Genomic DNA, 17,752 nt, shown 5'->3' on the forward strand with positions numbered 1-17,752 from the left:
GACAAGACCGCCGCGACCGCCCGTGAGCCACCCGAACGCGCGCAACCCCGCAGGGTGGGGAAGGCCGCCATCGGTGTCAGGCAGGGGGGTGGGGCGCGGTCGGCGGAGTGCGGGTGAGGCGGTCGGCGCCGGCGCGGAGCATGGCGGCGGCCCGGGGGAAGTCCACGAGCCGGCGGCCCAGCAGCGTCAGGGCGGGCAGCAGGGAGACCGAAGGGACTCCGCGGGCGGCCAGGACCTCGGCGGTCCAGAGCAGGAAGCCGGTGAACAGCTCCTCGTCGTCGGTGTAGAGGGCGGCGGTGAGGAACTCCACGATGTGGGACACGTCTTCGGCGGTGCGTTCGCGCTGCGCGTCGGTGTAGTCGCGCACGGCGGGGTAGGCGTCCTCCAGTTCGGCCATGACCTCGCGCACCCAGCGGGGTCGGCTGCGGGCGACCAGGGTGTACTCCTGGTCCTTCAGGTGGGGGAGGTCGTCGATGACCTGGTGCGCGGGCGCGGGCCGGGGCAGCGGTCCGCGGGCCAGGTCGTCCGCGGCGGTGCGGGCGTCCGGGGCCCAGGCGTCCGCGCCCAGCAGGCGGGCGTAGCGCCCACCAGGCCCGAACGCGGCTCCGCCGACCATCACCGGGGTGCCGACGGCCTGGCAGGCGGTGATCGTGGCATGGGCGACCGGGAGGCGGGTGGGGATGGAGCTGGAGAGGGCCACCGCGTCGGGGCCGGTGCGGTGCAGGTGCGCGATGAGGTGCGGTGCGGGCACCTGGGCGCCGAGGTAGTCGACGTGCCAGCCTCGGATCCGCAGGACCTCGGCGAGCAGACGGGCCGGCAGGGCGTGCCATTCGCCGTCCACGCAGGCCACCGTGATCCGGCCCCGGGACGGCTGCGTCCGGGCCGCGGGGTGCAGGGCAAGCGCCGCCACGGCCCGGTCGTTGATGGCGGTCGCGGCGTGTTCCTGGGCGACGCTGACGCGGTTGGCGGCCCATTCCTCGCCCACCCGCCCCTGTACGGGGCCGATCACCTCCATCAGGACCGCCTCCGGGTCGAGCCCGTCGTCGAGCGCGCGCAGGACGGCGCGCACCGCGGCGGGTTCGTCGAGGGTCATGACGGCTTCCCACACGCGCTCGACCAGAGCGTCCGTACGGGTGAGGGGGCTCGCTGCGTGCTGCGATCTCATGCGGTGAACCTGCCCCGGGTGTGGCCGTCCACCGCGCTGAGGTGGTTGGTGCGCGGGGCGGAGATCACCACGATGGCCATATCGTCGTGCCGACCGCGCCCCACCCACCGAGCGGTGAGCATCTGCACGTGATCGACGACGGTCTGGGCCGGCAGGGCCGCGCACTCCTCCAGAGCCCGGCGCAACCGCTCCTCGCCGAACAGCTCCCCGCCCCGCGGGCCGCCGCGGGCCTCGCTGATCCCGTCGGTGTACAGGACGCACGCGTCGCCCGGCGCCAGGGTGACCGCAGCCGTCTCGGCGGTGAAATCGGGGAGCGCTCCGACCAGGGTGCCGTGCGTGGCGGCAGTCTCGATCCGGCCGTCGGAGCGCAGGACCAGCGGAGCGGGGTGGCCGGCGCTGGTCAGCCGCAGCCGTACGGAGCTTCCCTCGCGCGCCGCGGAGGCCAGCACCATCGTCGCGAACCGGGTGCTCTCGGAGTTCAGCAGGGCGGAGTTGAGCAGGCTGAGCAGCCGCTGGTGGTCGTCCGCCATGGGCAGCAGGGCATGGAGCGTGCTGCGGATCTTGCCGGTCATGACGGCGGCTTCCAGGCCCTTTCCGCACACGTCGCCGAGCACGACGAGGGAGGCGTCGCCCTCGTCGGCGGCGGGGTGGACGTCGTAGAAATCGCCGCCCACCCGCTCGTGCTCCTTCGAGGGTAGGTAGCCGCCCGCGTACTCCACCCCGGCCATCTGGTGCAGGGCGGGCGGCAGCAGCTCTCGCATCAGGGTCTCGGTGATCGACGCCTGCTCCGCGTACAGGCGTGCCGCCGACATCGCCGCGCCGGAGCGGGCGGCGAACAGCCGCGCGAAGACCTCCTCGCCTTCCGTGAAGGCGGTCGCGCCGGTGCGGCGCAGGAGGACCAGGGCGCCGGCCGGCTCACCGTGGCCGGGGAGCGGGGTCACGACGACGGACCCGACGGTGTCCAGCCCCTCCGGGACGAGCCAGGCGGGAGCGCGGGCGGAATCGATCCAGAGGGACGGAACGGGCGGGAACCCCTGGAGCGCCTCCGCGAGGCCCGGCACCTCCTCGGGATCGACGGCCAGGAGCGACGCGGACGGCGTACCGCCGCGGACACAGCTCACCACCGGCAGTTCCGAGCCGCGCGCGGGGGCGACCACCAGGGCCGCGTCCGCGAGGTGCTCCGCGGCCAGGTGCGCCGTGGCGTCCATGCAGCGGTCCAGGTTCAGGGAGGACAGCAGCAGATTGGACGAGCGGACCAGGAAGGCCGTGCGCTCCTCCGCCGTCCGCAGGGCCTCCCGGGCCAGCCGGTGGTCGGTGTCGTCGACCAGCCACCACACCACCGTGCCGTCGTCCCGGACGGTGGGGTGCGCCTCGTAGGACTCCCCGCCCACCTGCCCGAGCGCGGGCCCGTGCGCCCCGGAGGCCGGCCGGGCCGCGGGGACGGTGTCGGCCACCTGTCGGGCGTGCGCCGCCGCCAGCCAGGCGGGCACCACGTCGGCGAGGGCCGCACCCGGGCGGGCCCGCGGGAACACCCGCCGGGCCGCCTCGTTGACGAACACCAGGTGCGCGCGGGGATCGGCCGCGAGCACCGGGTACGGGGCCTCGTCCCACGGGAGGCCCGTCGTCGGTGGACTGGATGTCATCTGCGGGGAAGGAACCACACGTCGAAGGCCCGCTGTGCGAACCCCTCACCTCTTCGTCAAGACGGAAACATCGTTGCCCTGCGGCAACCATCCTCCATGGACCGCACCGGCCGCAACCGTGCCTGTCTCCGACGTACTGAGAAGCCGTCACCGCAGAGGGCGGCGCGGTACCGCTCGACAGGGCCCCGCCACCCCCTGCACGCCCACCCCCTTGTCCGCTGCGGCCCCGACTGTAGGAGGATGTCCTGGTGACCGGAGAAGAAGCGGTCGTCACGACGACCACCGACCGAGGCGTGGCAGTCGTCAGCCTGCACGGCGACGTCGACGAGGAACACGCACCCGCGCTGGCCCGCGCCCTGGCCGCCGCGACGGAGAACGGGGCCGTGCGGACGGTGGTCGACCTGTCCCGCACGCACTTCGCGGACTCCTCGGTGCTGCACGCCCTGCTGGACGCCCAACGGGCGCACCTGGCCGCGGGAGAGGTCCTCGTCCTCGCCGGGCCGCTGCAGACGGCGGTGCGCAGGCTGTTCGAAGTAACGGGAACCGCTTCCGCCTTCAGGATGGCGGACAGCCTGGAGGCGGCGTTGACATCATGAACACCTCATGGGATTCCGAGAACGCAGCGGTCCCCGGGCAGCGGCACGAGGGCGAACCGCGTACCGCCCGCCCGCCGGGCTCCGCGGCCGATGCCCGCGCCCGCGTGTCCGAGGTGCTGCTGCTCGCCGGGGTGAGCCTCGACAGCGTCACCGCGGCGGACGTCCTGCTGGTCACCTCGGAGCTCGTCAGCAACGCGATCCGCCACGGCGGCGGCGTCACCGCCTTCCGGGCCGACATCGCGGACGGCCTGCTGCGCCTGTCCATCGACGACGCCAGCCCCCTCCTTCCCGCCCAGCGCACGGGTACGGTCGAGCGCCCCGGCGGCTACGGATGGCCGCTCGTCCACCGCCTCGCGGAGCGAGTGGAGTGCCGTACGCACCCCGAGGGCAAGACGATCAGTACCGTCCTGCGCCTGGCCTGACTCCCCGGGCGGCCGGCGACGCCGGTGGCGGCGTCGCCGACTGCGTCGGTGGCCGCGTCGGTCACGACACCGCTGCCCGGGCCGGGTCGCAGGCGTCCGTCCCGGGGCCCCGGGCGCCGGTTTCCCACGGAGCGGGGGACTCCTGATCCGTCCACGCGGTCAGGGCGTCGCCGTCGACGCAGACGATCCCGCAGGTGGCCGCGTATTCGGCCGCGGGAGCCGTGAACGTACTGGTCGTGACGAGTACCGCGATGTCGGCCTCGTGAACGGCGAAGCAGGTGCCGCCGAAACGCTGGAGGTCCTGCGATCCGACACGGTTGTCCACCGCGTAGTGCTTGCACTGGAGCACCACCCGCAGCCCCTCCGCCGTCGTGGCGAGGACGTCGGCCCCGAGGTCGCCCGCCCCGCCGACCACTTCCACCGAGGTGCACCCGTCCCGGGCGCACAGGGCGGCCACCGTGTGCTCGAAGCCGTCCGCGTCCACCGCGGCATGGTCCAGGGCCTCCCCCCCGACTTCGGGGAGGGCTGCCGGCGGCGCCTGGTACGGGACGTTCGGCTCCGTTCCGGGCCGGGGGGTGCGGACGCGGACGCGGCGCCGGTTGGGTGCGATGCTCCACTTCGCCAGCGCGACGCCGAGCAGTGATACGCCCAGCGCGGCGATCGGAGCGATCGGCAGCCCGGACCCCGCCGCGTCCGCGGCCTTGAAAAACGCCGCCAGCCCGCCGATGCCGATGGCCAGCAGCCCGATCGCGAGCACCGCGTCGCGCGCCGCGGACCCCATGCCCCGTACGGAGCCGGGCACTTCCTCTTCCGGTGTGGCCATGCCACACCCCCCTCCCTTGGCGCGCCGGGGTCCCCGGACCTGGTCGGGCCCGGGACCCCGGCGGATGCCGAACTCTGTTCGACCTCGTATCGCCGGGATTCGGGGGATCAAACCGAGCGGCTCGGCCCTCGTGGCGGCAGGGCCATCGTGACCGCCCGGGCCACGTCGGGCGCGGCGGCGAACGCCACGTCGGCGCCCGTGATCTCCAGGAGCCGGGCCAGGCGGGCCGGTACGGTCCCGGCCAGGACCACCGGCCGTTCCAGGCCGGGTTGCAGCATGACGCTGAGCGCGGTCGAGTCGACGAACGTCACCCCGGCGACGTCCAGGACGTACCGGGCGACGCCGGGCGCCAGCGGGTCCATCGCGGTCCTCAGCGCGGCCACGTTGTCCATGTCGAACTCACCCGCCATCACCACGATGCGCGCGTCCCCCTCGGAACGCGTTTCGACGTGGCTGCGTGCTTCCGCGTCATACGTTTCCCTGCTCATGGCCGGCTTCTCCGCCTCTCTCGCCCGGTTTCGATGGTGCTCCGTCCGTGCCCGGTCCTCACCGGGCGCGGGGCAGTTTGACGACGGTGATGAAGAAGTCGTCGATCTGCTGGATCGCCCGGACGAACTGGTCGAGGTCGACCGGCTTCGTCACGTAGGCGTTCGCGTGGAGCTTGTAGCTGCGCAGGATGTCCTCCTCGGCCGCGGAGGTGGTGAGCACGACCACGGGGATGTGGCTCAGCTCCGGGTCCGTCTTGATCTGTTCGAGGACTTGACGGCCGTCGTACTTGGGCAGGTTGAGGTCGAGCAGGATCAGGTCGGGGCGGGGCGCGTCCTGGTGCTCACCGCGGCGGTAGAGGAAGTCGAGCGCCTCCAGACCGTCTCGGACCACGTGCAGCACGTTTCCGATCTTGTTGTCCTCGAAGGCCTCACGGGTCATCAGCTCGTCGCCCTCGTCGTCCTCGACCAGCAGGACTACGGCGGGGGCGGCCGGGGGCCGGTGGGCGGGGATGCTCGTCACAGGGTTCCTTCGGTAGGTGCCTGGGCAGGTACGGGGACCGGCGCGGCGGTGGCGACGGGGAGGGTGAAGACGATCCGGGTGCCCACCTCGTGGGCGGTGTCGATCCCGATGCGGCCGCCGGCGTGCTCGACGATCTTCTTGCAGAGCGCGAGACCGATGCCGGTTCCGCCGTAGGTCTCCCGGGCGTGCAGCCGCTGGAAGATGACGAACACCTTCTCGGCGAACTCCGCCGGTACGCCGATGCCGTTGTCCGTGACGGCGAAGGCGGCGAACCCCGGTTCCGTTCCGGGGTCCTCGACCAGCTCGACCTCCACGCGCGCGGGGCGGTCCGGCGAGCGGAACTTGACCGCGTTGCCCACCAGGTTCTGGAAGAGCATGGTCAGGAGCGTGGGATCGCCCACCACGTCCGGGAGCCGCTCGGGCCGGACGATCTCGGCGCCGCTCTCCTCGACGGCGGCGGCCAGGTTGCGCAGCGCCCTGTCCAGCGGGTCATCCAGCGGGACCGTTTCGCGCGCGTCCTGGACGCGGCCCACGCGGGAGAAGTCCAGCAGGTCGTTGATCAGCACCTGCATCCGCTTGGCACCGTCCACGGCGAAGGCGATGTACTGGGAGGCGCGGGCATCGAGCTGGTCCCCGTAGCGCTTCTCCAGCAGCTGGCAGAAGGAGGCCACCTTGCGCAGCGGTTCCTGGAGGTCGTGGGAAGCCACGTACGCGAACTGCTCCAGCTCGGCGTTGGAGCGGCGCAGCTCCACCGCCTGCGCGTCGAGTTCCGCGGCCGTCCGGTCGAGTCGCTCGGCATTGCGCCGGGACAGGTTCAGCTCCGCGACGGTCCGGTGCCGCATGGCCTCGACGGCGCTGGCCAGATCTCGCAGGTCGGAGGGACCGCGCAGCGGGATCTCCTCCTCGAAGGCCCCGTCCGCGACGCGGCGCGAGGCCGTCCGCACCTCGGCGAGCGGCCGTAGTACGCCCACGTGGAGGAGGACCGCGAGAGCGGCGGCGGCCAGCAGGAAGGCCACGACGATCGCGAGGAGGATGTGGTCGCGCTGCTTTCGCGCGTCACCGAAGGTGGTGCGGGCCTCGGCCTGGATGCGGTCCAGGCGCTCCTGCTGGGCCGTAATCCGTCGGCGGACCTCGTCGAAGCGGTCCTTTCCGGTTTGGAGCGAGGGCGGGGCGGCGCCGGTGTCCACGGAGGCGAGGGCGGGGTTCGCGAACTGCTCGCGCCAGACGCGGGCGGCGTCCTCCACGGCCGCGAGGTCCTCGCGTACGCCGGAGTCGTCGTCGAGGAGCGTCGACAGGTGCTCGGAGGCCGTCCGCTGGTTCACCAGGCCCCGCTTGTACGGTTCCAGGAGCTCGGGCTCCTTGGCCAGAAGGTAGCCGCGGATCCCGGTCTCCTGGTCGAGCAGGGAGCTCTCCAGCCGCAGCGCGTCCCGCTGTGCGGGCAGGATCCCGTCGACGAGCCGGTTGCCGGCCGTGGTGGTGCGCGAGAGGAGGACCGCGCCGAGGGCGCCCGTACCGACGATCATGAGGGCCAGCACGACGAGCACGGTGGTCAGCCAGGCCTGCAGGCTCGGCCCGCGGCGGTCCGGGGCCCGTCCTGCGGGCCCTGGCGTCGGTTCTGCGGGAGAGGTCACGTGGATGCGTTCCATTCGAGGTGCAGTACGGCGACGTCGTCGGCCAGGCCGCCCCAGTCCGCGGCGAGGCCCTGCGCCGCCTGGATGAGGGTGTCGACGAAGGTTTCGGCGGGCAGGTGGGTGTGGCGCCGGGCAAGGTCGAGGAGGCCGGCTTCGTCGAGGCGGTCGGAGCCGGGCCCGATGCGGCCTTCGATCAGGCCGTCCGTGAAAAGCATCACGGCGCCGCCCGCCTCCACCGGGACGTCGGTGACGGGCCAGCCGGGGCCCCAGCCGGGAATGATCCCCAGCGCCGGGCCGCCGGGGACGGTGCACAGTTCCACGCCGGCCGGGGAGCGGACCAGGAAGCCCGGGTGGCCGGCGCGCTGCACGGAGACGGCGTCGGCGCCGGGCGGGCGGGTGAGGGAGACGAGTGTGGCGAAGATCTCCGGGCCGGAGCGCTCCGCCAGCAGGATCCGCTCCAGCAGACCGAGCAGTTCGGCGCCGCGGGCGCCGGCCATGACGAAGGACCGCCAGGCCACGCGCAGGCACACCCCGAGCGCCGCCTCGCTCGGGCCGTGGCCCGAGACGTCGCCGACGACGGCGTGCGTCGCTCCGTCGGGGGTCTGGACGACGTCGTAGAAGTCCCCGCCGAGCAGTGTCTGGGCGCGACCGGGGTGGTAGCGGGCGCAGACGGAGACGGTGTCGACAGGAGCATCGAGCAGCAGGGGCGTGGGCAACAGGCCCCGTTCGAGGCGTGCGTTCTCCTCGGCGCGGAGTCTGCCCGCTTCCAGGGCGACGGCCGCCAGTTCGGTGCGCTTGCGCTGGATCGCGTACCGGATGGCCCGGATGAAGACGTCGGGCTCCAGACGGCCCTTGATCAGGTAGTCCTGGGCCCCCGCCGCGACGGCGGTCAGCCCGGCCCGTTCCTCCGACAGTCCGGTCAGGACGACGACGGCGACCTCGGCGGAGACCGCGAGGACCTTCGTCAGGCCTTCCAGGCCCTGGGCGTCGGGCAGGTGCAGGTCGAGCAGGACGCACTCGGGCGCCTCGGCCCGCATCAGGCGCAGGGCCTCGGCGAGGGACGAGGCCCGGCCGAGGCGGACGTCTATCCCGCTGTCCTCCACGAGTTCCCCGACGAGGACGGCGTCGCCCTCGTCGTCTTCGATGAGCAGCACGTACGGCGGCACACCGTCCCACAGCGCCAGGGAGTCTTCCGCCTCCACGGAAGAGGCCGGCCGGGGCGGGTTCACCGCCTGCTGCGGTGGCGTGCCGGCGGCGGGGTGCGGTGGCCCCAGCCCAAGAGTGCTCGCCATGGCGTCGCGTCTGTCCCTTCTCACCGCAGGAAGCGGACGTCAGCGTTGGAAGCGGACGCCCGCCGGACGCCCGGTAGCGCCGTACAAGCGTAGAATGATCATTGCCGTGAGGCAATGTTTTACGAACTCAATGATTATGCCCTCCTTGGCAAGGGCGCGGGGACCCGCCCCGGGGACCGCTCGCCTCAGGGGGTGTCCGCGACCCGCGCCGAGTCCCGGGGCCCGCCGGGCGGCGGGCCGGCGGGCCGGCCCACAGGGAACAGGGCCGCGGCCGCCTCCCGGAAGGCTGCCACGCCCGTCACCAGGGCGTCCACCGCCTCCGGTGCCATCCGGGCGAGCACCGCCGACACCGCACGCGCACGGATGGCCCGGTGCTCGCCCACCACGGCGCGGCCCCGGGGCGTCAGGCGCAGCTCCACCTCGCGCCGGCTGCTCGGGTGCGGCGAGCGGGTCAGCAGCCCCATGGCCTCCATCCGGTCGCAGAGCCGGGTGACCGACGGCGGGCTCGAGCCGAGCACGGCGCCCAGGGCGCGCAGGTTGATGCCCTCGGCGCCCTCGACGGCGAGCAGCGCCCGAAGCTGGGAGGGGGAGACGGCCGCGGACGCTCCGTCCTGGCCCCGGGCTTGCAGGAGCGCGAGGAGCTCCGCCGCGGCGCCGAGCGCCGCGGCAGGATCCTCGGGCGCGCTGGCCGGGCCGGGTCGGGGCATTCCCCCACTGTGCCACCCTCCCGCCGGGGCCGCTGCTACGGCTCGCCCTGCTCCGTACCGGCCCGGCCGTGCCAGTCGAGACAGACGACCAGGGCGTCGTCGGCCGCCTCGACGCCGCCGCGGTGCCCGTCGAGCCGCTCCAGGAGCGCGCGGGGCACCTGTGAGGGCGGCAGCAGCCGGGTGTCCAGGACGGCCCGGCTCAGCGCGTTCAGGCTGTAGGGCTCCCCGGCCGGGGACATGACGTCGTACACGCCGTCGCTGAGGAAGAACAGCCGGTCTCCCGGCAGTACCCGCAAGCGCTGGCAGGTGTAGATGGTGTCCTCGAACATGCCGAGCGGAAGCTGCGCTTCGAGCGGGACCTGCTCCACCGCTCCCCCGCGCAGGCGCCACAGGCGCGGCGATCCGGCGTCGATGACCTCGACCTCGCCCGTCGCCAGGGCGAAGCGGAGCAGCAGCATCGGCAGGTGCAGACTTCCCCGGTACTGGCCGTAAAGGGCCTGGTCGGCCAGGGCGGCCTGGTCTTCGAGGCCGAGTCCGGCCCGCCGGGCGTTGCGCAGGGCGCCGACGGCGAGACTGGTGAGCAGGGCCGCGTCGATGCCCTCGCCCATGCCGTTGTTCACGGTCAGGGTCAGGTGGTCCGCGGAAGCCGACCAGTCGAAACAGTCGCCGTAGATGGCGTAGGCGGGCTCCAGCTGGGCGCCGAGTTCGTACTCGGTCCGGGAGCACGAGCGTCCGGGAAGCAGCTGCCACTGCATCTCGGCGGCCAGGGTGAGCCGTTTGGTCCGCCGTGCCTGCAGGAAGACGTCGGTGTCACGGTCGGCGACGAGGATCTCGTGGGCCAGCGCGGCCGCCACGTCCTGGAGCGGGCCGAGGAGTGCGGACTCGTACGCGCCCTGCGCGTAGTGGACGCTCAGGACCCCCAGCCGGTCGCCGCGCACGCTCACCGGCAGGTGGACGGCGACTCCGTCGCCCTGGTCGGCGACGTGGGGCTGCTGCGAGCCGAAGGCCCGCCCCTGCGGGCCGTCGAGCGCCGAGACGGACTCGGCGGTGAAGGGCTGCGCCGTGACGGGCTGGAGCCGTGCCGAGGCGTAGTCCGCCATCAGGAGTTCGGCGCTCCGCGCCCCGTGTTCGCGGGTCAGGACGTGACGGACGGTTGCGAACAGCTCGTGCGGGGCCGCGTCCCTCAGCTCGCGCTCCACTGTGTCGCCTCCTGCCACCGGACCGCCACCTGCCTCTCTCCAGCTGTAAAGATGGGGGACCACGAAGCCGCCGGTTCGGTGGGACAGCCGGCCCGTAAGCCCGGTAGGGAGTGTCACATGAGTCAGCGTCCGATCGGCTCTCCCAGGCCCGCCGAACCGGCGGTGGCGGAAATGAGCGAGCTGATCGAGTTGCTGGAGGTGGTCTGGGAGCGGAGCCGCGACACGGTCAGCGCCCCGCCCGTCTCGTCCGCCCAGGCCAGGGTGCTGTTCCTGGTGGACGGCAACGGTGAGATGAACCTGCGCGAGCTGGGCAGGCTGCTGGAGGCGGCCCCGCCGTCCGTCACCCGCTTGTGCGACCGCCTCCAAGCCGTCGGGTTCCTCGAACGGCACCCCGGGTCCGACGACCGGCGCGAGGTGCTGCTGCGGCTGACGCCCGGCGGGCGGGCGTACCTCGAACGGCTGCGCGCGAGCCGGCAGGAGGCCCTGGCGAGGGCGATGGCCGCGATGTCGCCGGCCTCCCGCACTGCTCTGGCAGCGGGTCTGGTCGGTTTCTGCTCGGCGGTGACGACCCCTCTCAGGCTCCCGTCGCAGCCTCCCCGGACCGCCTGACGCGCCTGACCCGAACCGTTGCCGGCTCCGGGTCAGGCGGAGCGGACGCGCGCGGGCTCAGGCGGTCTCCGGCTCGCCGGATGCCCGGCCGGCCGCCTCCCGCAGGGTGTGGGCTCCCTCGGTGCTGAGGCGGCCGCCGCCGGACTCCAGGTGGGCCCGTACGAACCACTGGAACTGCTCCAGGCGTGCCAGCTGGCCGATGAGCATGTCCTGGGTGACCAGGTCCAGGTCGTCCGTGGCCTTCATCGCCCGCCGGTGGTCCTCGATCAGCCCCGTGTAGACCAGGTCGAGGGCGCCCAGGTGGGCCACGGCGTCGGCCCGCCCCACGTCGTAGTCGTCCCAGGTCCGCGCGGCGACGATGGCGCCCGGTGTACCGACCGGTACGCCGCCGAGCGCCGCGATGCGCTCCGCGGTGGTGTCGGCCATCTCCCGGACCGCGTCCACCTGCGGATCGAGCATCTCGTGGACGGCGATGAAGTGGGGACCGACGACGTTCCAGTGCACGTGCTTGAGGGTCAGGTGCAGATCGTTCAGCGCGTGCAGCCGCTCTTGCAGGAGGTCCACGACCTTCCGCGCGTCCCCGGCCTCGATGCCGGGCACGGTGTACGGGGCGGCCTGCTGCTTTGCGTTCATGGTTCGTCTCCCGATCACGAGTGGATCTTGTCTTGTCCCCTCGCATGCCCCGACCGGCGACGGTCATGTGCCGATTGTCCCCGCTGTCCTACCGCCGTGATCTACTCGGTAGGCGAGGGCGGTGACCATGGCCGCGTGACCGTCCCATTCCTTCGCACCGGAGTCGTCGATGACCGTTCGCCGTGTCGTGCCCAACATCCAGTCCGAGGCTGCGCAGGACAGCCGGGAGTTCTACGGCCGCCTGGGTTTCGAGGAGGTCATGAATCACGGCTGGATCATGACGCTCGCCTCGCCGGCCAGTCCCGCGGCCCAGATCAGCTTCATGACCCGTGACGAGACCGCCCCGGTCATCCCCGACATGAGCGTCGAGGTGGACGACGTGGACGCGGCCTACGCGGCCATGCGGGACGGCGGAGCCGAGATCGTCCATCCCCTGACGGACGAGGAATGGGGCGTGCGGCGGTTCTTCGTCCGCGACCCCAACGGCCGGGTCGTCAACGTACTGGCCCACCGCTGACGCCCCCGACCGGCCCCGCCTGCATCCGGCGGGACGGTGGGCTCCGAAGTAGGGGTGAGAGGCGGATGTGCCGAGAGGAGCGTGGACATGGGTGGGCCGGGCGCGGCGGATGCCGTGGGCGATCGTGGCCGGTGTCGGCAGGGAGGTCCGTGCCGTGTCTGATTCGCCGTACCGCCTGACGACCGGAGCCGTGGCCCGGCGCCTCGGCGTGTCACCCACCACGCTGCGGTCCTGGGACCGCAGGTACGGCATCGGACCCTCGGTCCGCGAGGGCGGCCGGCACCGGCGCTGGGCGCCCGAGGACATCGCGATGCTGGAGGAGATGTGCCGGCTCACCACGTCCGGCGTACCACCGGCGGAGGCGGCCGGCGCCGCCCTCTCCCGGGCCGGACGGCCTCCGGACGCGAGTTCGGCGCCCGCGCCCGCCGAACCGGCGCCGCAGCCCGCGGACAGTGTGCGGCGAGGCCGCTCCCCGGGTTCGGGCAACGGCCTGCCGCTCGGTGAGGTCAGGTACGAATTCAGGGGCCTGGCCCGCGCGGCCGTCCGGCTGGACGGCCCGACCATGGACAGACTCCTCACGGAGCTGGTGGCCGCCCACGGGCTGGTGACCGGCTGGGAGGAGGTCATGGCGCCGACCCTCCACGCCGTCGGTCGCAAGTGGGAGTCCACGGACGAACGCTACGTCGAGGTGGAGCACCTGCTCTCCTGGCACATCTCCACGGCCCTCAGACGCATCGCCTCCTCCCCGGCGACGTCCTCCGAGGCGGCGCCGGTGCTGCTGTCCTGCGTTCCCGGCGAGCAGCACACGCTTCCCCTGGAAGCGCTCGCGGCGGGCCTCGCCGAGCGCGGGCTGCCGATGCGCATGCTGGGCGCGGACGTGCCGGCGGGGGCCCTGAACGCCGCCGTACGGCGCATGGGACCGTCCGCCGTGGTGTTGTGGTCCCAGTCGCGCCACACCGCCAGCCCCGCGCTGGCCCGCATGGTCGCCAACACCGGGTTCGGGATCAAGGGAGCCCGGACCCGCCCGCTGGTGGTGCTGGCCGGGCCCGGCTGGGCCAACCGCCCCGCGGCTCCGGGCATGCTCTGCCCGGCCGGTCTGCGAGAGGCACTGGACGTCATCGGCCGGCACTGCCGTACCTCTACCTCCTAGAGGGTGTCCGACGCCCGGTGGCGGTCACCGGGTCCCCCGCGCCACTGGGGTGGCGCGCGGGGGACGGGGCAGGAATCCGCTGGTACGGGCCTTGTACTCGGCGTAGCCGGGGCGGTCGGCCATGTGGGCTTCCAGGAGCCGTTTGCCGCTCCCCCAGACGAGCAGCCCCGTCATGGCCAGCGGTGAGACGAGGGTGAGGGCCGCCGTCTGCCAGGTCGCGCACGCCGTCAGGTACAGACCCCACCAGACGAGGAAGTCGCCGAAGTAGTTCGGGTGCCTGGTCCAGGCCCACAGGCCCCGGTCCATGATCCGGCCCCGGTTGGCGGGGTCGGACTTGAAGCGGGCGAGCTGGCGGTCGCCCACCGCCTCGAAGCCCAGGCCGGCCGCCCACAGTACGAGGCCGAGCACCAGGAGGGCGTCGGGGCCCTCGGGCAGGTAGGCGGCGGCCTGCACGGGCAGCGAGACGATCCAGACGAGGGCCCCCTGGAGGAGGTAGACCTTGCGCAGTGCGTACCAGGCGGGGCTGCCGGGTGCGCGTGCGAGCATCTTGGCGTAGCGGGGGTCTTCGCCGTGGCCGCGGGCGCGGCGTGCGATGTGCAGCGCGAGCCGCAGCCCCCAGACGCAGGTGGCCGCCACGACGAGGAACCTGCGCAGGTCGTCCCCGTAACCCGCGGACAGGGGCAAGGTGACGAGGGCGACGGCGGCGAACGCGACGCCCCAGGCGATGTCCACGATCCGGTGGACCCCGACGCGGAACGAGATCGCGAAGAAGGCGAGCATTACGGCGAGGGCCGCACCGGCCGAGGCTGCGAGGTTGACCGCCAGCGCGCTCCAGTTCACCGCTGCCTCCCGGAAACGGGCCCGTCTGCCACCAGGCGGATCTGGCGCACGTCGAGGTAGTGCGAGCGGAAGCCCGCCTCGGAGTACGCCAGGTACAGCTCCCACATGCGCTGGAACACCCGGTCGAAGCCGAGCGCGGTGACGGCCTCGGACTGGCGCAGGAACTCCTCCCGCCACAGCCGCAGGGTTTCCGCGTAGTGGTCGCCGTACCCGGTGTCCTCGGTGATGCGCAGGCCCGCGGCGGCGCTCTCCCGGGTGATGGCCTCCCGCGAGGGGATGAGCCCGCCGGGGAACACGTACTTGCTGATCCAGGTGTGCGTGCGGGCCGTGTTGAGCATGCCCGCGTGCGGCATGGTGATGGCCTGCAGCGCCACGCTGCCGCCGGGTGCGACCAGTCGGCGCAGCGCCGCGAAGTACACGGGCCAGTACTCGGCGCCGACCGCCTCGATCATCTCGACGCTGACGACCGCGTCGAAGCTGCCCCGGACCTGCCGGTAGTCGCACAGCTCGACGGTGACCCGGTCGCCCAGTCCCGCGGCGGCGATCCGCCGTACGGCGAGGTCGCGCTGCTCGGCGGAGAGGGTCACGGTCAGGACCTCGGCGCCTCGGGCCGCGGCGCGCAGGGCGAGTTCGCCCCAGCCCGTGCCGATCTCCAGCAGGCGGGTGCCGGGGCCGACGCGGGCGAGGTCGAGGAGCCGGTCGATCTTGCGGTGCTGGGCGGCGGTGAGGTCGCCGGGCGCGGCGGGCAGCGCGCGGAAGACGGCCGAGGAGTAGGTCAGGCTCGGATCGAGGAACAGGGCGAACAGATCGTTCGACAGGTCGTAATGACGGCTGACGTTGTCGCGGGCCCCGTCCGGGGTGTTGCGTTCGAGGGCGGGACGCCGGTGGACCCAGGCGCCCCGGAGCCGGCGCAGGGGCGCGGGGACGAGGGCGTCCACGCGGGCGGCCAGGATCGTGAGCGCGGCGACGAGGTCGTCGGCATCCCACTCGCCGGCCATGTACGACTCGCCGAAGCCGATGAGGCCGTCCGCTCCGATCCGGCGGTGGAAGGCGGCCGGATCGTGCAGGTGCAGGGTCGGGGCCCCGGGACGGCCGTCGTCGTACGGGGACGTCCCGGCGGGCCGTCGGCCCTCCTGCCGTATCCGCAACGGGGTCTTGGCCAGGGCGTTCTCGACGATCCGCCGGGCGAGCGCGGTCCGAAGGGCCGAGGATCGGGGAAGGCGGGCGACATCGGGCCAGCGTGCCGGATCGACGGGCGCGGGGCACCCGTCGGCGCCTGCGCCCGGGCCCGCGCCTGCGGGCGTGCCGTCGCTGGTCGTGCACGCGGTTCGGATCGACGGCGGCGAGATGGTCACAGCATGCCCTCACAAGTGGGATGAACGGGTCGGGGACGGACGGGAAGCCCCTTGAGATAGAGACGTACGCCGTGCCAGCGGATGCCGAGGGTGACGGCGAGCGTCGACCACGGGTGGCTGAGCGCCGCGGCCAGCAGGCCCGCCGCGTCGGCCGGGCGGCGGCGGCCGCGGACCGTGGCGGTCAGGGGACGGCTGCCGTCCTCGTGCCGCAACTGGATGCTGAGGCCGAGCCGTTCGGCCGGCAGCGGCAGGCGCATCCGGTAGGAGCCCTCGACGTCGAAGAAGGGGGACACGTAGAAGGTCTTGGCGGCGTCGGCCCTGTCCTTCGCGTCGGGCCTCAGCAGGTAGCAGTGGCGGCCGCCGTACGTGTTGTGCACCTCGGCGACCACGCACACCTGGCGCCCGGCGCGGTCGTGGCACCAGTACACGGTCAGCGGGTTGAACACGTGGTTGAAGACCCTGGCGTGGGCGAGCATCAGGACGCGTCCGTCGGCGTCCGTCACCCCCTGCCGCGCCAGGAAGGCGTCCAGTCCGGCCCGGATGCTGGGAGCCCGGCCGCCGAAGTGGTCGCGGGCGTCGAAGCGGGCGAGGGGGCGCAGGAACCGGGGCAGGCGCGGCAGGTCGTCGATGTCGACCAGCCACAGATAGGTGCGCCGGCGCAGGGAGTGGCGCAGCGGCGCGGTGCGGACGTGCGCGACCTCGCAGGCGTAGATCGAGGGGATCGCGGTCGCGGTGATCGCGGGCGACGGGATCGCGGGCGCGGGGGTCACCAGTTCACCCCCAGGGTCCGGGCCGCTTCGACGCCGGAGCGGCAGCCGTCCTCGTGGAACCCCCAGCCGTGGTAGGCACCGGCGAAGGCCGTCACCGAGGTGGCAAGGCCGGGCAGTTCGCGCTGCGCGGCGACGGAGTCGCGCGTGTAGACGGGGTGTTCGTAGGCAGTGCGGGCGATGACCGTGCCCTCGTCGACGCGGCCGTCCTCGTTCAGGGTGACGATGTGCGGCTCGTCCCCCGCGAGCCTCTGCAGGCGGTTCATGTCGTAGCTGACCTGCACCGTCCCGGGGCGGGAGCGGCACGACGGCAGCCAGTAGTTCCATCCTGCGCGGGCGTGCGGCTGAGTGGGCAGCACCGAGGTGTCCCGGTGCAGGACGGTGGGGTTCCGGGAGTACGTGAACGCCCCGAGGACCCTGCGTTCGTCGGGCGTGGCGTCCGCGAGGATGCGCAGGGCCTGATCGGGGTGGACGGCGATGACGACGGCGGCGTGGTCGGTGGCCTCGCCGTCGTCGGTCGTCACGCGGACGTGGTCCGTACCGCGCTCGACCGCGCGGACGGGGGTGTTCGTCCGCACGGAGAACAGCGCCTTGGCGACCTTCTCCACGTAGACGCAGGAGCCTCCGGTCACCGTCTTCCACTGCGGGGAGCCGGTGACGGACAGCAGACCGTGGTTCTCCAGGAACCGGAACAGGTAGGCCGCCGGGTACTCCAGCGCCGTGTCCGGCGGACAGGACCAGACCGCGGAGACGAGGGGCAGCGCGAAGTGCCCGGTGAAGTACTCGGTGAATCCGCCGCGTTGCAGGAAGGAGCCGAGGGTGGCCGTCTCGTCGCCGGAGGCGAGGAGACGGCGGGCGGCCCGGTGGAAGCGCGGCACCTCGGCGATCATCCGCAGGTACCTGCCGCGCCGGAGGTTGTCGCCACCGAGCAGACCGGACGGGCCACGCGCGCCCGCGTACTGGAGGCCGCAGCCGTCGCAGCGGACGGACATGCTCATCTCGGCGTCCTGCGTGGCCACGCCCAACTCCCGGAACAGCCGCAGGAGATGCGGGTACGTGCGCTCGTTGTGGACGATGAACCCGGTGTCCACGCCGACGGTGCCGCCCCCGCGGGCCGGCAGGTGACGGGTGTGGGCGTGGCCCCCGAGCCGGTCGTCCGCCTCGTACAGAACCACGTCACGCCCGCGCGAGAGCACGTACGCGGCCGACAGGCCTGCGACACCCGCCCCCACCACGGCGATGCTGCGCCCACTCATGGTCTCCCTCTCGTGCTTGACGGAACCCGCGCAACTCGCGCGACCCGCGCACTCAGTGCGCCCCTCGGATTCCGATTCGGAGCGGACGCCCTCCCGGATGGGTCGGGCCGCTCGCTTCCGGCCGTCCGAGCCTGCGCCG

General features: G+C 73.2%; 19 protein-coding genes. 5 read left to right on the forward strand and 14 right to left on the reverse strand.

Features of this window, described 5'->3' with window-relative positions:
- Window positions 1–76: 76 nt before the first annotated feature.
- A complete protein-coding gene (locus ACS04_RS15810) occupies window positions 77–1,165 on the reverse strand; it encodes a cobalamin B12-binding domain-containing protein (RefSeq protein ID WP_048477238.1) in 1,089 nt (362 codons plus the stop codon).
- A complete protein-coding gene (locus ACS04_RS15815; protein WP_078864801.1) occupies window positions 1,162–2,808 on the reverse strand; it encodes a PP2C family protein-serine/threonine phosphatase in 1,647 nt (548 codons plus the stop codon). The genes ACS04_RS15810 and ACS04_RS15815 overlap by 4 nt, the downstream gene beginning before the upstream one ends.
- A 248-nt stretch (window positions 2,809–3,056) precedes the next feature.
- Between ACS04_RS15815 and ACS04_RS15820 the strand changes: the two genes are divergently transcribed.
- Together ACS04_RS15820 and ACS04_RS15825 are read left to right on the forward strand one after the other, a co-directional pair.
- A complete protein-coding gene (locus ACS04_RS15820) occupies window positions 3,057–3,404 on the forward strand; it encodes an STAS domain-containing protein (RefSeq protein ID WP_048477240.1) in 348 nt (115 codons plus the stop codon).
- Complete coding sequence (locus tag ACS04_RS15825; protein WP_158977300.1) at window positions 3,401–3,826, forward strand: ATP-binding protein; 426 nt, start codon at window positions 3,401–3,403, stop codon at window positions 3,824–3,826. Before ACS04_RS15820 ends, ACS04_RS15825 begins: the two co-directional genes overlap by 4 nt.
- A 61-nt stretch (window positions 3,827–3,887) precedes the next feature.
- On the opposite strand, the gene ACS04_RS15830 is transcribed toward ACS04_RS15825, so the two are convergent.
- The 7 genes from ACS04_RS15830 to ACS04_RS15860 form a co-directional block, all read right to left on the reverse strand.
- Window positions 3,888–4,649, reverse strand: a complete 762-nt coding sequence (locus ACS04_RS15830) for a restriction endonuclease (RefSeq protein WP_053080789.1) — start codon at window positions 4,647–4,649, stop codon at window positions 3,888–3,890.
- Between the two features lie 107 nt (window positions 4,650–4,756).
- On the reverse strand, window positions 4,757–5,137 hold the full coding sequence (locus ACS04_RS15835; RefSeq protein ID WP_048477242.1) for an STAS domain-containing protein: 381 nt from the start codon (window positions 5,135–5,137) through the stop codon (window positions 4,757–4,759).
- Window positions 5,138–5,195: 58 nt separating this feature from the next.
- Window positions 5,196–5,648, reverse strand: a complete 453-nt coding sequence (locus ACS04_RS15840) for a response regulator (RefSeq protein ID WP_048477281.1) — start codon at window positions 5,646–5,648, stop codon at window positions 5,196–5,198.
- Between the two features lie 5 nt (window positions 5,649–5,653).
- Window positions 5,654–7,180 carry a sensor histidine kinase gene (locus ACS04_RS15845; protein ID WP_048477282.1) on the reverse strand — a complete coding sequence of 509 codons (1,527 nt, stop codon included), beginning with the start codon at window positions 7,178–7,180 and terminating at the stop codon, window positions 5,654–5,656.
- 104 nt (window positions 7,181–7,284) lie between these two features.
- Complete coding sequence (locus ACS04_RS15850; protein ID WP_078864805.1) at window positions 7,285–8,580, reverse strand: PP2C family protein-serine/threonine phosphatase; 1,296 nt, start codon at window positions 8,578–8,580, stop codon at window positions 7,285–7,287.
- 185 nt (window positions 8,581–8,765) lie between these two features.
- Window positions 8,766–9,287: a MarR family winged helix-turn-helix transcriptional regulator gene (locus tag ACS04_RS15855; RefSeq protein WP_048477244.1), complete on the reverse strand. Its 522-nt coding sequence runs from the start codon at window positions 9,285–9,287 to the stop codon at window positions 8,766–8,768.
- Between the two features lie 35 nt (window positions 9,288–9,322).
- On the reverse strand, window positions 9,323–10,504 hold the full coding sequence (locus ACS04_RS15860) for a PP2C family protein-serine/threonine phosphatase (protein WP_048477245.1): 1,182 nt from the start codon (window positions 10,502–10,504) through the stop codon (window positions 9,323–9,325).
- Between the two features lie 99 nt (window positions 10,505–10,603).
- On the opposite strand from ACS04_RS15860, the gene ACS04_RS15865 reads away from it, so the two are divergent.
- On the forward strand, window positions 10,604–11,095 hold the full coding sequence (locus ACS04_RS15865) for a MarR family winged helix-turn-helix transcriptional regulator (protein ID WP_048477246.1): 492 nt from the start codon (window positions 10,604–10,606) through the stop codon (window positions 11,093–11,095).
- Window positions 11,096–11,152: 57 nt separating this feature from the next.
- Here the strand turns inward: ACS04_RS15865 and ACS04_RS15870 are convergent, their stop codons facing one another.
- Window positions 11,153–11,728 carry a Dps family protein gene (locus tag ACS04_RS15870; protein ID WP_048477247.1) on the reverse strand — a complete coding sequence of 192 codons (576 nt, stop codon included), beginning with the start codon at window positions 11,726–11,728 and terminating at the stop codon, window positions 11,153–11,155.
- A 169-nt stretch (window positions 11,729–11,897) separates the two neighbouring features.
- Between ACS04_RS15870 and ACS04_RS15875 the strand changes: the two genes are divergently transcribed.
- Window positions 11,898–12,245: a VOC family protein gene (locus ACS04_RS15875; RefSeq protein WP_048477248.1), complete on the forward strand. Its 348-nt coding sequence runs from the start codon at window positions 11,898–11,900 to the stop codon at window positions 12,243–12,245.
- A 154-nt stretch (window positions 12,246–12,399) separates the two neighbouring features.
- Entirely contained in the window at window positions 12,400–13,395 is a 996-nt protein-coding gene (locus ACS04_RS15880) for a MerR family transcriptional regulator (RefSeq protein ID WP_245236412.1), read from the forward strand.
- A gap of 24 nt (window positions 13,396–13,419) precedes the next feature.
- On the opposite strand, the gene ACS04_RS15885 is transcribed toward ACS04_RS15880, so the two are convergent.
- From ACS04_RS15885 to ACS04_RS38895, 4 genes are read right to left on the reverse strand one after another with little or no spacing between them, the layout of a single operon-like run.
- Complete coding sequence (locus tag ACS04_RS15885) at window positions 13,420–14,175, reverse strand: DUF1295 domain-containing protein (RefSeq protein WP_078864824.1); 756 nt, start codon at window positions 14,173–14,175, stop codon at window positions 13,420–13,422.
- Between the two features lie 56 nt (window positions 14,176–14,231).
- Entirely contained in the window at window positions 14,232–15,584 is a 1,353-nt protein-coding gene (locus ACS04_RS15890) for a class I SAM-dependent methyltransferase (RefSeq protein WP_078864822.1), read from the reverse strand.
- Window positions 15,585–15,586: 2 nt separating this feature from the next.
- Window positions 15,587–16,360: a DUF1365 domain-containing protein gene (locus ACS04_RS15895; protein WP_078864808.1), complete on the reverse strand. Its 774-nt coding sequence runs from the start codon at window positions 16,358–16,360 to the stop codon at window positions 15,587–15,589.
- A complete protein-coding gene (locus ACS04_RS38895; protein WP_048477250.1) occupies window positions 16,357–17,613 on the reverse strand; it encodes an NAD(P)/FAD-dependent oxidoreductase in 1,257 nt (418 codons plus the stop codon). Before ACS04_RS38895 ends, ACS04_RS15895 begins: the two co-directional genes overlap by 4 nt.
- Window positions 17,614–17,752 lie beyond the last annotated feature (139 nt).

It is taken from the genome of Streptomyces roseus (genome assembly GCF_001044425.1).
Lineage (GTDB): Bacteria > Actinomycetota > Actinomycetes > Streptomycetales > Streptomycetaceae > Streptomyces > Streptomyces roseus.

What these genes read in the sequence shown, in the direction of transcription:
- ACS04_RS15810 (WP_048477238.1), bottom strand. Translation starts at nt 1,165, where the DNA reads ATGAGATCGCAGCACGCAGCGAGCCCCCTCACCCGTACGGACGCTCTG.
- ACS04_RS15815 (WP_078864801.1), bottom strand. Translation starts at nt 2,808, where the DNA reads ATGACATCCAGTCCACCGACGACGGGCCTCCCGTGGGACGAGGCCCCG.
- ACS04_RS15825 (WP_158977300.1), top strand. Translation starts at nt 3,401, where the DNA reads ATGAACACCTCATGGGATTCCGAGAACGCAGCGGTCCCCGGGCAGCGG.
- ACS04_RS15830 (WP_053080789.1), bottom strand. Translation starts at nt 4,649, where the DNA reads ATGGCCACACCGGAAGAGGAAGTGCCCGGCTCCGTACGGGGCATGGGG.
- ACS04_RS15835 (WP_048477242.1), bottom strand. Translation starts at nt 5,137, where the DNA reads ATGAGCAGGGAAACGTATGACGCGGAAGCACGCAGCCACGTCGAAACG.
- ACS04_RS15845 (WP_048477282.1), bottom strand. Translation starts at nt 7,180, where the DNA reads ATGATCGTCGGTACGGGCGCCCTCGGCGCGGTCCTCCTCTCGCGCACC.
- ACS04_RS15850 (WP_078864805.1), bottom strand. Translation starts at nt 8,580, where the DNA reads ATGGCGAGCACTCTTGGGCTGGGGCCACCGCACCCCGCCGCCGGCACG.
- ACS04_RS15855 (WP_048477244.1), bottom strand. Translation starts at nt 9,287, where the DNA reads ATGCCCCGACCCGGCCCGGCCAGCGCGCCCGAGGATCCTGCCGCGGCG.
- ACS04_RS15865 (WP_048477246.1), top strand. Translation starts at nt 10,604, where the DNA reads ATGAGTCAGCGTCCGATCGGCTCTCCCAGGCCCGCCGAACCGGCGGTG.
- ACS04_RS15870 (WP_048477247.1), bottom strand. Translation starts at nt 11,728, where the DNA reads ATGAACGCAAAGCAGCAGGCCGCCCCGTACACCGTGCCCGGCATCGAG.
- ACS04_RS15875 (WP_048477248.1), top strand. Translation starts at nt 11,898, where the DNA reads ATGACCGTTCGCCGTGTCGTGCCCAACATCCAGTCCGAGGCTGCGCAG.
- ACS04_RS15885 (WP_078864824.1), bottom strand. Translation starts at nt 14,175, where the DNA reads ATGCTCGCCTTCTTCGCGATCTCGTTCCGCGTCGGGGTCCACCGGATC.
- ACS04_RS38895 (WP_048477250.1), bottom strand. Translation starts at nt 17,613, where the DNA reads ATGAGTGGGCGCAGCATCGCCGTGGTGGGGGCGGGTGTCGCAGGCCTG.